This window comes from Burkholderia sp. Se-20373, assembly GCF_017104705.1.
In the GTDB taxonomy this organism is placed as follows: domain Bacteria; phylum Pseudomonadota; class Gammaproteobacteria; order Burkholderiales; family Burkholderiaceae; genus Burkholderia.
In genome coordinates, this window is the sequence record NZ_JAAGPH010000185.1 from 1 (window position 1) to 12,632 (window position 12,632).

At 65.3% G+C, this 12,632-nt stretch carries 7 protein-coding genes and 1 tRNA gene; 6 read left to right on the top strand and 2 right to left on the bottom strand.

Going from position 1 to position 12,632, the window contains the following annotated elements; genetic code table 11:
* A tRNA-Leu gene (locus G3N96_RS34380) sits at positions 1-83 on the bottom strand.
* Positions 84-763: 680 nt separating this feature from the next.
* On the opposite strand from G3N96_RS34380, the gene G3N96_RS34385 reads away from it, so the two are divergent.
* Positions 764-3,061: a CHASE2 and HATPase_c domain-containing protein gene (locus tag G3N96_RS34385; protein WP_241022956.1), complete on the top strand. Its 2,298-nt coding sequence runs from the start codon at positions 764-766 to the stop codon at positions 3,059-3,061.
* A gap of 672 nt (positions 3,062-3,733) precedes the next feature.
* Here the strand turns inward: G3N96_RS34385 and G3N96_RS34390 are convergent.
* Positions 3,734-6,634, bottom strand: a complete 2,901-nt coding sequence (locus tag G3N96_RS34390; RefSeq protein ID WP_206139960.1) for a glycosyl hydrolase family 18 protein — start codon at positions 6,632-6,634, stop codon at positions 3,734-3,736.
* A 309-nt stretch (positions 6,635-6,943) separates the two neighbouring features.
* On the opposite strand from G3N96_RS34390, the gene gbpA reads away from it, so the two are divergent.
* From gbpA to G3N96_RS34415, 5 genes are all read left to right on the top strand, one after another.
* Positions 6,944-8,404: an N-acetylglucosamine-binding protein GbpA gene (gene gbpA, locus G3N96_RS34395; RefSeq protein WP_124584138.1), complete on the top strand. Its 1,461-nt coding sequence runs from the start codon at positions 6,944-6,946 to the stop codon at positions 8,402-8,404.
* Positions 8,405-8,674: 270 nt separating this feature from the next.
* Positions 8,675-9,115 (top strand): type II secretion system major pseudopilin GspG, encoded by a 441-nt coding sequence (gene gspG, locus G3N96_RS34400; protein WP_089425248.1) that lies wholly within the window; start codon positions 8,675-8,677, stop codon positions 9,113-9,115.
* Positions 9,090-9,611: a lytic transglycosylase domain-containing protein gene (locus tag G3N96_RS34405; protein ID WP_206139961.1), complete on the top strand. Its 522-nt coding sequence runs from the start codon at positions 9,090-9,092 to the stop codon at positions 9,609-9,611. Before gspG ends, G3N96_RS34405 begins: the two co-directional genes overlap by 26 nt.
* The gene (locus G3N96_RS34410) at positions 9,608-10,792 is read left to right on the top strand and encodes a type II secretion system F family protein (protein WP_175237221.1); all 1,185 of its coding nucleotides are present in this window, start codon (positions 9,608-9,610) and stop codon (positions 10,790-10,792) included. Before G3N96_RS34405 ends, G3N96_RS34410 begins: the two co-directional genes overlap by 4 nt.
* Before the next feature lie 54 nt (positions 10,793-10,846).
* Positions 10,847-12,481: a GspE/PulE family protein gene (locus G3N96_RS34415; RefSeq protein ID WP_206139962.1), complete on the top strand. Its 1,635-nt coding sequence runs from the start codon at positions 10,847-10,849 to the stop codon at positions 12,479-12,481.
* Positions 12,482-12,632 lie beyond the last annotated feature (151 nt).

Sequence of the window (12,632 nt, forward strand, 5' to 3'; positions counted from 1 at the left end):
GCCCAGGAGAGGACTCGAACCTCCACGATGTTGCCACCGCTAGGACCTGAACCTAGTGCGTCTACCAATTCCGCCACCTGGGCACGTTTCGCTTGTTGCTGCATCGCGAAAGAACGCAATTATAGCGCGTCCGAAGGGCCTGTCAACACTATTTCATCGAAAGCGATGAAAAATGTCCATCTCGAACGGTCTGCCACACACTAACCGCAGCTGGCCCGTCTCGCTGCGAAAATTCAGCCCGACGCCTGCATCGTCTCGACGCGCGCCGGCAAGCCGTTCGTTCGGGAAAAACATGTTGAAAACTTCCCGCCGCTCGTCAAAGTTTGGCAGGATCGCTTCACGAGGGAACAACCTGGGGCAAACAATCGCATTGCCTGCACGAACTCACCTGGGATCGAAGGTCCCGAACGGGTCGCACCGGTACGGTATCGACGCGTCCTGACGACCGTCCGAATGGAAAAAACTAGTACAAGTCCGAAACGAAATATAAACCATGTGGGACAAGGTCTAATTGGACCCGGTGCCTAATAAAAATCGAGATAGTTCCGGCAACATGGCGACATTGGAACCCGCGGCAGCATGCCGTGCGGTTGCCTGTTGAGGGACCCGGGGCCGCCTGAGCGCTAGTCGCGTGGCGGGATCGCGAGCGCGACGAAAAATGTGGCCATGGCCGCAATCATGCAGGAAGTGCGCGACTGCAACGAACTCGGGCGAATAAAACAATAACGTGGACCAAACCATGCCTGACTGGCTCAATCGAGTCTTGAAAATTGCAACATCCGTTCGACCTGCCGTATGGCCGCTCACGGCCGGCGCGGTGTTGCTGGCGGTGCTCAGCTGCACGCCGACCGCCGAGGCGTTGCTGTCGCCGCTCGACCGTTTGTACTGGAACCTGGTGGTGACCGGCGTCGATCACGGGGATCGTGACGAGGTCGTCGTCATCTCGATCGACAAGAAGACGATTGCCGAACTCGGCAGCGGCGAAAGCTACGCGCGCACGTCCCATGCGCAGGTGCTCGATCGGCTGGGTGCCGCCGCGAGTGTCGTGCTCGACATGACGATGTTCAGCGCGGCGTCCGGCGATCGGGCGCTGGCGGGCGCGATCGCGCGGCAAGGGCGCGTCGTGCTGCCTGCCCACGTATCGCAGGAGGCCACGCGTGCCGACACCGTGCTGTTGCCCGAGGCGCGGTTGCGCGCCGCGGCCGCGGCCATCGGCCAGCGCAGCGTGATGCTGGGCAGCGACCATCTGGTGCAGGGCATCGTGCCTTATATTCATGCGGACAACGCGGAGGCGGAACTGCCGCACGTGGCGCTGGAGGCGATTCGCGTGGCGGGCGCGTCGCTGCCGGCCGGCGATGTGCATCACCAGGTGCAGGACCATGTGTCGAATCTGGGGCATGTCGAGACCGGTTCGCTCGCGCTGTTCCTGCCTGCACGCTTCGACCTCGATCGCTATTCATATGTCGACGTGCTGAAAGGGCGCATTCCCGAGTCGGCGTGGCGCGGTCGCATCGTCTTCATCGGCGACGCGATGTCGGACCTCTCCGGTGTGTACGACCTGTCGACGTCGAAAGGGGGGCGGCTGCGGCGCGTCGAGGTCGATGCACTGGTGACCCAGGCGCTGCTCGATGGCCGCATTCTGCGGCGCGAGCCGGCGGCGATCCAGGTCGGCGTCAGCGTCGCGGTCGCGACGGGGATGCTGCTGATCTGCATGCTGGTGCCGGGCTGGCGCATGTACGCATTCGCGATCGCGTGGATGGCCACGTTCGTCTCCGTCTCGCTGGTGCTGCTGGTGCATTGGGCGTACTGGATGCCGCTCGGGCCGATGTTTGCCGTGTGCGCCCTGATTTTCGCGTTCTGCGGCTGGCGGCGTGCCGGCAGCCTGCGGACGTTCATGCTGAAGGAATACGGGCTGCTGCACCGGCTGGCCGGCAAGCATGCGTTCGCCGGCGTGCCGCACGCGGCGGGCGCCGATACCGAGCTGCCGAGCGCGGACGAAGTCGAGATCGCGATGCAGCATATTCGCGCCTGGCAGACGGCCTATGTCGACATGATCGAGACGTTGCCGTATCCGATCTTCGTCGAACAGCACAGCCGGCTGCTGCTGTGCAATGCGGGTGGCCGCGCGATGCTGGAGACGTTCGACACCGATGGTGACCGCGACGCGGCCGTCCGGCACGTGCTGTTGATCGCGCAAGACGAAGTGCAGATCGCGAAGGCGAGCGGCAAGATCCACTCGGCGGAGCTGACGCTGAACGGGCGCACGCAGATGATGATGGTGACGCCGTTCGGTGACGGCGAACAGCATCGTTCCACGGCGAGCATGATCTGCTTCGTCGATATCCACAACATCAAGGCCGCGGTCGAAAGCGACCGGCTGACGCTGCGACACATGGCGCACGACCTGCGCAATCCGCTGTCGACCGTGCTGTCGCTGCTCGAGGAGCGTAACCGCGCCGACGGCGCGACCGACGAGGATTTCCTGACGGACCTGCACAAGCTGGTGGACTACAGCCTGCGCGTCGCACAGGATTTCACGCAGCTGTCGCGTGCCGAGCATCTCGACACCCGCGCGTACGTGGCCGTGTCCGCCAACGATCTGGCGACGGAGGCGGTCGATCATCTGTGGCACAGCGCGAACGCGAAGCGAATCCGCGTCGAAGGCCCGCATTACGAGGGCGACGACGTGTTCGTGTCCGGCAATCGCGACATGCTGCTGCGTGCGCTGACCAATCTGCTCGACAACGCGATCAAGTACTCGGACGAGGAGACGGTGGTCGACGTATGGATCGCTGCCGACGATCGGCAGGTGACGATGACGGTGCAGGATCAGGGGATCGGCATCCCCGCCGACGCGCTGCCGCGCCTGTTCGAGCCGTTCTTTCAGGTCGACGGCTCGCACCGCGACGCCAGCCGCGGCGTTGGCCTCGGCCTGCCGTTCGTGAAGGCCGTGGTCGTGCGCCATGGCGGCTCGATCGACGTGACGTCGACGCCGGGGCAGGGCAGCCGCTTCATCGTGCGCTTGCCGAGAACCGCGGCCGAAACGCTCGAAGACGCGTGAGCCGTGCCGGGCCGCAACGGTAGTGCGGCCGCATGCTTCGTCGAGATCGGGTAAAGACTGAACCGGATGGATGGAAAGCCGGGCCCTGTATCGCACAGGGCCCGGCTTTTTTGCGTTCGGGCCTGGCGCGTGTCGCGACACGGCGGACGACGAGACCGGCGCGCCTGCCGACGCTTCGGACCGCTTGACGATCACGCCGTCCCGGGGCGGTGCCGACCTGACGAGACTCGCGGATGTGGCTCGTCGCCGTGAACCGGGGGATAGCGGACGGTATGGCGATGGCCTGCCGCGTCGGCACGCGAGACGAAGGCGCGGGGGCCGCATGTCGTCTTCCGACACGGACCTGCCGTCAAGCCGGACTTCGATCCCTCAGGCGCGACGCGACCACGGACGCGAAGCAGCGGGAAGGTCGAGGACGCCATCGACACGATGTCGTGACACCGGGGCGACATCGGTACGGGCGATGGCGTTTGCGGTCCGCGCATTCCTTGCGCATCGCCCGCATCTTCACAACCGTCCGCAGCGTTGCGGACGCCCATCCGCCAACCGAAACCCAAACGAAAACGCCCTCGCGCGAGGCGAGGGCGATATCGGCATCAGCCGTTGTGCGTCGGAAGACGCGGGTTCGGATTGACCGGGGCGCCGCGATGACGCCGCCGGCCGGACCGGGCATTACTCCTTGTGTTCATCCCATGCCTGGTCCCACGCGGTGCCCTTGCCCGGCTCGTATGCCCAGGCTGCCATCGAGCACCAGTTGGTGTACGGGAACGGCTTGCAACGGAACAGCTTGCCATTGTTGGAAACGATGTCGCCCGCGTTGTACTTCGTGCCTTCCTTGTACTGCGGGTGGTTGCCACCGCTGCCGCCACCTTCGCCGCCACCGTTACCGCCACCGCCACCGCCGCCTTCGCCACCGCCGCCTTCGCCGCCGTTGCCGCCGCCGCCGTTGCCGCCGTCGTTGCCATAGAGCGTCCACGCGTCGTTCCACGCGAAGCCCTTGCCCGGCTCATACGCCGTCGGCGCGCCCGAGCACCAGCCGCTGTTCGGGAACGGCTTGCACTGGTAAAGCTTGCCGAGGTTCGACACGATGTCGCCGGCGTTGTACTGCGTACCGGCCTTGTACGCCGGGTACTTGCCGCCTTCGCCGCCACCGTTGCCGCCGCCCGCATCCTTGGCCTTCACGAGGACGGTGTGCTTCGCGGTGCTCGACAGCTTGCCGTCGCTGACCGTGACCGAGAACGTGAACGACTGGTCCTTCGCGAGCGTGGGCGCGGTGAAGTTCAGCTTCGCGCCGGCCGGCGTCGCCTGGATGCCGGTCGGGACGTTCCACTTGAAGCTCAGCTTGTCGCCGTCCGGATCGGTCGATTTCTCGGCCGACAGCACGACAGCCTGGCCGGCTTCAGCCGTTGCCGGGCCGCCGAGTTGCGCGACCGGCGGGCGGTTTTCCGCCGGCGGCGGTTCCACGGCCGTGTCGGCCTTGGCGGTCACGACGACTTGCGCGCTGTCCTTCAGGCCGGCCGGATCGGTGACCGTTACGCGGAACGTGTACTTCGTGTCCTGCTTGACCGACGGAATGTCGACGCTTGCCTTCGCGCTCGTCGCGTTGGCGAGCGGCAGCGGCGTGCCGGCGACCTGGTCCCACTTGTAGGTCAGCTTGTCGCCGTCCGGATCGCGCGACTTCGACGCGTCGAGCGTCACCGTCGCCGGCCCGGTGACGGTCATGGCGGCACCGGCGTTCGCGACCGGCGGATGGTTTTCCGCGCCGCCGCCTTCGTTGCCGTGGCCGAGGCCCTTGTGCATCGCATTCAGGATGTCGCCGTTGTCCGAGTCGATTTCCCACGAGAACAGGCCGCCCAACTGGTGTGCGCGCACGTAGTCGCCCTTCGCGAGAACGGAGCGCTCGTCGTCGAACGTGAGGAGTTCGCCGGTGCTCTTGTTGAATACGTACGGTGCTTCTGCCGTCTGGTCGTAGTGGTACTCGTAGCCGTTGATGCCGGCGTTGTTCGGCCCGATCATCTCCGCCTTGAGTTTCTTGTAGTCGAGGATGCCCGGCTCCCACTGGCCCTTGTGCGCACCCGTCGCCGTGCCGGTGAACGGGTTGCCGTCGGCATAGCCGTGTACGCCGGTCCAGCCGCGGGCATAGGCCGCCGCGCCGACCACGAGCTTCTTCGGATCGACGCCCTGCGCGAGCAGCGCCTTGATCGAATTGTGCGTCGTGTACGCGGTGTCCGGCTTCCAGCCCGGTGCATACAGCGCGGTCTGGTGGCCGAGTTCCTTCAGGCTGAACGCACCGTAGAAGTCGTACGTCATGTCGAAGATGTAGTCCATGTACTTCGTGGCTTCCTTGTAGTTCACCACGTCGATCTTGTCCTTGCCCGCGCCGATCGCCGACGTCAGTTCGTACGTCCGGCCGGTTTCCTGCGACAGCTTGTCGAGCATCTGCCGCAGTTCCTTCATCAGCGTCACGTACAGCGGGCCGTCCTTCACCGGATCGCCGAGCGACGGGTTCACGCCCTTGCCGCCGGGGAATTCCCAGTCGATGTCGACGCCGTCGAAGAACTTCCACGTGCGCAGCAGCTGCTCGGTCGAGTCGACGAACACCTTGCGCTTCGCCGGGTCATGCAACTTGAAGAACGGATCGGACAGCGTCCAGCCGCCGATCGACGGCAGGATCTTCATGTTCGGGTTGCGTTTCTTCGCGGCCATCATCTGGCCGAGCACGCCCTTGAGCTTCGAGTTCGCGGTCTGGCCCGGCAATGCCTTGGCCATTTCACCGTAGGTGTCGTGGATCGCGACGCTGAAGTCGGGCAGGCCCTTGCAGCTCTGCTGGAGCGTGTTGAACGAGCCCGGCAGGTCCTTCGCGAGCGAGGCGTTCACGTCCGCGCCGCCGCAGATCGGGATGAAGCCGTACAGCATGTGCGTGAGGTTCTCGACCGGCACGTTGTCGACGTTGAACTTGCGGTCGTAGATCGACCAGGTCGCGAAGTACGTGCCGACCACCGAGCCGGACGTGTTCGCGTACGGCTTGTGGTTCTTGCTCGCGTTGTTCGGCAGATCGTCGGCGAGCTCGGGAATCGTGTCGAACACGACCACGTCGAGCGGTGCGCTGTCGGTCGCCGCGCCGTTCGCGTCGATCACGCGCACCTGCATCTTCTTCACGCCGGGCGTCTTCACGTTCGCGACCACCTGGCCGCTCTGCGTGCCGCCGGGCGTCATCTTCACTTCGGACGTGGCGTCGACGACGCCGTCGACCAGCGCGACCGCCTTCACCGCGGTGCCGTTGCTCCAGATGTCGAACGGCAGCGGCACGTCGACCTTCTTGTTCAGCTTGACGATGTCCTTGTACGGCGCGACGCCTGCCTTCTGCATGTCGATTTCGACGAAGCCGTGCGGCTGCGAGGTGATTTCGTACTGTTTCAGGCTGGGTTTGCCTGGGGCGGCGAATGCCGCGTTGGCAAAGCTGAGTGCGCTGGCCGCGGCGAGTGCCGCATAGGCGATGTGCGTGCGGCGCAGCGAGCGGCGTCGAACCACGAGATCAAGAGTCGGTTTCTTCGAATTCAATTTGATAGCCATCCATCCTGGTGTTGAAAAAAAGTGTCGCGAATGCCAGCGCATTTTTCTTCGTGGATGGCGGGGCGGCAACGAATCTCAATGCAATCTAAACGCGGGCTGCTCAACGCGGGACATGCCTATGTCAGGACTGCGGATGACTCGGCACGGAATCGTTTAGAGATCGTTGAGGAAGATTCTCGATTGAAAGACGCTTGCCGATACTTCACTCAGCGTTTCGTCAGCAGAACATGCGTCACGCCACTCGAGACGTTCGAACGCGATCCGTCGAACGAAGCCAACCCTGACCCACTTTTAACCAAACGAAATCAGATGAGAACCCGAACTGCGAAAAAGACCCTCTTTACCCTGTCGCCGCTCGTTGCCTGCGCGTCGATGTTCTTCGCCCAGGCCGCATTCGCGCATGGCTACCTGTCCGAGCCGCCGTCGCGCGGCCTGCTGTGCAGCGCGAAGGCGGGGAAGATCGAAAACTTCAACTGCGGCTCGGTGGCCTATGAGCCGCAAAGTATCGAAGGCAAGCAAGGCTTCCCGGCAGCCGGCCCGAAAGACGGCGAAATCGCGAGCGGCGGCGTGACGCAGTTCAGCGAACTCAACGAGCAATCGGTCGATCGCTGGAAGCAGACCAGCATCAAGCCGGGCGCGCAGAAGTTCAAATGGACCTTCACCGCGGCGCACGTGACGAAGGAATTCAAGTACTACCTGACGAAGCAGGGCTGGAATCCGAACGAGAAGCTCACGCGCGACCAGTTCGACCTGAACCCGTTCTGCACGATCGACGGCGGGATGAAGAAAGCCGACGAGATCGGCCCGCACAACTGCACGATTCCGGCGGACAAGAAGGGTCATCACGTGATGCTGACGACGTGGCACGTCGGCGATACGGCCGGCATGTTCTACAACGTCGCCGACCTGAACATCACCGACGACGGTGGCGCGACCGATCCGGGCAAGCCCTCGTGGTCGAACGTCGGCAGCATCGCGCCGATCATGGACCTGAAGGCCGGCGACAAGGTCACGAACCGCGTGTTCAAGTCGAGCGGCGAGGTGCCGTCGATGAAGACCACGGTGACGATCGGCTCCGCGCAGCAGGGCGAGCGCAACATGTGGCCGATGCTGCTCGCGAAGGAAATCAACCGCGTGCAGTCGGCGAACCTGATGGCCGGCGTCGAGCGCGACGGCCGCATCGAGCCGTCGCTCGGCAAGAACGACGTGTTCTCGAAGAAGGGCAGCGGCATCGTGCGCACCGAGACGACGATCGATCACCAGCCGGAAAGCGGGCTCGACGAAGGCTTCAGCATCTCGAACAACGGTGAATTCAAGATCCAGAACGGCAAGGCGACCGCGAAGTTCTTCCTGAAGTTCAATCACGCGAAGGACACGAACGTCAACGTGAAGGTCTATGACGCGTCGAATTCGCTGGTCGGCTCGAAGTCGGCGACGATGCGCATGCAGGGCGACGTGAGCGTCGACATCGCGAACGCGAAGGCCGGCCAGCACACGGCCGTGGCGACGTCGCAGATCGAAGGCGGCACGCTGAAGCAGGAAACCACCACGTTCAAGCTGACCGGCGACGCGGGCGGCGGTGAAGGCGCGCAATGCCAGGCCGAGTGGAAGCAGGGCACGGCCTACACGGGCGGCGCGAAGGTGCAGCACAACGGCCGCACGTACGAGGCGCGCTGGTGGACGCAGAACGAGGTTCCGGGCAGCCCGGCCTCGACGGGTGCGGACCACACCGGCAAGGTGTGGAAGGACCTGGGCGCCTGCGCCAAGTAACGACCTGAAAGGGCATTGAGACGAGCCGCACGCAGCAATGCGTGCGGCTTTTTTTTGGGTCGGAGCGTACCGGCCCGCATCTTGAAAACCTTATTGATATTTCGTTGAGGAAGGTGGTGGCGCGGGGCGCCCCCCGGGAAAATGACGTCATCGATCGGCGCTTTCCTTCAATCGAATACGCATCAGCGAAAGCGCGATTCACCTGCCGTCTGCGATACGACGGCCTCCGGCCGCGATGCCGCGCCGGGATCTCTACCGAGGGCATACGACGTGAAACCGAACTATCTGAAATGGACGAAACGACGGGGCCAGAAGGGCTTCACCCTGCTGGAGCTGCTGGTCGTACTGCTGATCATTGCGCTGCTGGCCGGCTATGTCGGTCCGAAGCTCTTCTCGCAGGTCGACAAGGCGAAGGTCAAGTCGACGGAAGCGCAGATGAAGACGCTGGGCGACGCGGTCTCGCAATTCCGGCTCGACATGGGCCGCTATCCGACGGCAGACGAAGGGCTCGACGCACTGGTCGCGGCGCCGCAGGGCACCGACGGCTGGAACGGCCCGTATCTCGCGAAGGCCGTGCCGAAGGACGGCTGGGGCCGCGTGTACCAGTGGAACGTGCCGGGCCGCGACGGCGAAGCGGAGATCGTATCGCTCGGGCGCGACGGTCGGGTCGGCGGGAGTGGTCTCGATGCAGACCTCGTCTACGGCATGTAAGGGCCTGCGTCGCTGGGTGGCCGCCGTGGCGCTGTTCGCCGCCGGCACCTCCAGCGTCGCTGCCAGGGATTGCTGGACCTGGGCAGGCGAGCAGCATGGCATCGATCCGCTGCTGCTCGTCGCGATCGCGAAAGTGGAATCGTCGATGAATCCGCGCGCGATGAACCGGAACCGGAACGGCACCTACGACATCGGGCTCATGCAGATCAACAGCACGCATCTGCCGCGTCTGGTCAAGGTCGGCGTGACGCACAAGCGGCTGATCGACGAGCCGTGCACGTCGATTGCCACCGGCGCATCGATTCTCGCCGATTTCATCGATCGGCACGGCTACACGTGGAACGCGGTCGGTGCGTACAACGCCGGGTCTTCGCCGAAGCGCGAGCCGGCCCGCAAGGCCTACGCGACCAAGGTCTGGAAGGAATACCGGGTGCTGACGAGCGATCGTGAAGCGAGCCTCGCGAAACTCGACGAATGGCGGAGGACGTCGCGATGAACACGTTTCGGGTACGGGTGCTTGCCGACGGCAAGGTCTCGCAGCAGACCGCCGAAGGGGCGAGCGAGACCGAGGTGCGTGCGCGGCTCGCGGCACAGGGCTGGGTCGTGGTCGAGATCCGGCGCGAGGCGGGCTTCGGGCGCCGCCGCGCTGCGCCGAAGTTTGCGCTGACGCTGTTCCTGCAGGAGTTGTCGACGCTGCTCGATGCGGGCCTCGTGCTGATCGAGGCGCTCGAAGCGCTGCGCGACAAGGCGGATTCGGGCAAGGACGCGAAACACGTGATCGACCGGATTCTCGCGGTGATGGTCGAAGGGCAGCCGTTGTCGAAGGCGCTGGCGCAGCAACCGGCGATCTTTCCGCCGCTGCTCGTCGCGACGATCGAATCGTCGGAAGGCAGCGGCCAGTTGCCGGTCGTGCTGAAGCGCTACCAACAGTACGAAGTGCGAATCGAACAGGTTCGCAAGCGCGTCACCGGCGCGCTGATCTATCCGGTCGTCGTGATCGGCGTGGGTATCGCGATCCTGCTGTTCATGGCGTTCTTCGTGATTCCGCGCTTCGCGGTGGTGTTCGAGTCGCTGGCCACGCTGCCGGCGACCGCGCAGGCGATGCTCTGGTGGGCGACCCTGCTGCGCGAAAACGGCATGGCGGTCGGGCTGGCGGTCGTGGCGTCGTTCGTGGGCATGGGGCTGGCGGTGCGCTCGGCGGCCGTCAAGCGCGCCGCGCAGCGGCTGATGTGGCGCGCGCCGAAAGTGCGCGACATCTGCGCGCTGTTCGCGCTCACGCGGTTCTACCGGACCGTCGGCCTGCTGATCGCGGGCGGCACGCCGGTGATCGTCGCGCTGGAGCTGTCCGGCAAGGTGTTGCCCGAGCATTTCCGCGGGCGGCTGGCGGCGGCGCTGACCGAAATGCGCGCAGGGCGTCCGGTCGCCGCCGTGCTCGCCGCGCATGCGCTGACGACGTCGGTTGCCGAACGGCTGTTGCGCGTCGGTGAACAGAGCGGCGACCTGGGCGGGATGTGCGAACACATCGCGCAGTTTCATGACGGCGCGCTCGACCGCGCGATCGAGATGCTCAGCAAGGTCTTCGAACCGGTGCTGATGCTGGCGGTGGGCGCGACGGTGGGCGCGGTGGTCCTGCTGCTCTACATGCCGATCTTCGAATTGGCCGGCAGCGTCGGATAGCGATCCGGGCCGACCCGGCTGTCGCGAACCCGCTGACCAACAGGAGAAAACTGAATGAAAACGGAACACATCGCTCAACGCTGGCAGTCGGAATCGGAGGCATCCGGCGTTGGCTTCGCGCAATACGTCGACGGCCTGCTGAGCGGCGACGCATCGGTGCTGGCCGAAGTGGCGGCCTGCCTCGGCGTCGACGCGGTCGACGCGCAGACACTGCAGGCGGCGCCGACGCGCTTCGACCTGCTGCCGCTGCACGATGCGCTGACCTGGCGCGTGCTGCCGATCGAGCGCGACGGCGCGGCCTGCGTCGTCCTGGCCGATCCGTTCGCGCGCCAGGTGCGCGACGAGCTGCTCGCGCGCTTCGGAGCGCAGCCGGTGCAGATGGCGATGAGCGTGCCGGGCGAGGTCGAGCGGCTGCTCGGCGACGTCGAGTCGAACGAGCGTTTGATGGACGACGTGACCATCGACGCGCAAGGCGATTCGCTCGCGCAGGCGATCGAATCGATCTCGCTCGCGAGCATCGCGAAGGACGAAAGCCCGATTATCCGGCTCGTCAATACGACCCTCTACGACGCGCTGCAGAGCCGCGCGAGCGACATCCACCTCGAAGCGGTACCCGACGGCCTGGCGATCCGCTACCGGATCGACGGTGTGCTGCAGTCGATCCGTCACATCCCGGGGCTCGAGACGGCCGCGCAGACGCTGTCGCGTCTCAAGGTGCTGGCGGCGCTCGACATCGCGGAAAAGCGCGTGCCGCAGGACGGCCGCTTCAAGGTCGTGATGCAGGGCCGCGAGATCGATTTCCGCGTGTCCATCATTCCCGGCACCTATGGCGAGAACGCGGTGATGCGCGTGCTCGACAAGTCGCAGCGCGGCGACAGCGTGAGCCTCGACGTGCTCGGCTTCGACGCGCAGACGGCCGAGCGCGTGCGTGCGCTCGCGCACCGGCCGTACGGGCTGATGCTCGTCACGGGGCCGACCGGCAGCGGCAAGTCGACGACGCTGTATGCGGTGCTGTCGGAAGTCAACACCGGCGACGACAAGATCATCACGATCGAGGACCCGGTCGAATACGAACTGAAGGGCGTGCTGCAGATTCCCGTCAACGAGCGCAAGGGGCTCACCTTCGCACGCGGGCTGCGCGCGATCCTGCGGCACGATCCGGACACGGTGATGGTCGGCGAGATCCGCGACGAGGAGACCGCGTCGATCGCGGTGCAATCGGCGCTCACCGGCCACCGCGTGCTGTCGACGGTGCACGCGAACGACGGCTTCAGCGTGATCGACCGCTTCATCTACATGGGCGTCGAGCCGTCGACGTTTCTCGAGGCGCTGAACGGCGTCGTGTCGCAGCGGCTGGTGCGGCGCATTTGCGAAAGCTGCGGCGGCGCGGCGGCCGATGGTGCCGATCTGGCGGGTGCGTCGCTCGACGACCTGAAGCACGTGGTCACGCCCGGAGAGGGTTGCGAAACCTGCCGGGGCACCGGTTATCACGGCCGGATCGGCCTCGCCGAAGTGCTGACGCTCGATGCGGCGATGAAGGCTGCGTTGCTCGAGCGTTCGATCGAGAAGCGCGCGCAGGCGCTTGCGAACAACGCTGACTACCAGTCGATGCGCGATGCGGGCCTCGCCGCGATTCGCGCGCGACTGACGACGTTTCAGGAGGTGCAGCGTGCGATCGCCGTGGAATAACGTGTTCGCGGTGCTCGACGCCGACCGGCTGCGCGTATGGACGAGCGACGACTGGCGCGCACGGCGCGCCGGCGAGCCGCGGGCCGTCGTCGTGCACGACGGCGCGCCCGCCGAAGCGCTGGCGCGAGTGCTCGGCGACCTGCCGAAGGCG

Coding starts and splice junctions, on each gene's coding strand:
- G3N96_RS34390 (WP_206139960.1), bottom strand. CDS start 6,634: ATGGCTATCAAATTGAATTCGAAGAAACCGACTCTTGATCTCGTGGTT.
- gbpA (WP_124584138.1), top strand. CDS start 6,944: ATGAGAACCCGAACTGCGAAAAAGACCCTCTTTACCCTGTCGCCGCTC.
- G3N96_RS34405 (WP_206139961.1), top strand. CDS start 9,090: ATGCAGACCTCGTCTACGGCATGTAAGGGCCTGCGTCGCTGGGTGGCC.
- G3N96_RS34410 (WP_175237221.1), top strand. CDS start 9,608: ATGAACACGTTTCGGGTACGGGTGCTTGCCGACGGCAAGGTCTCGCAG.
- G3N96_RS34415 (WP_206139962.1), top strand. CDS start 10,847: ATGAAAACGGAACACATCGCTCAACGCTGGCAGTCGGAATCGGAGGCA.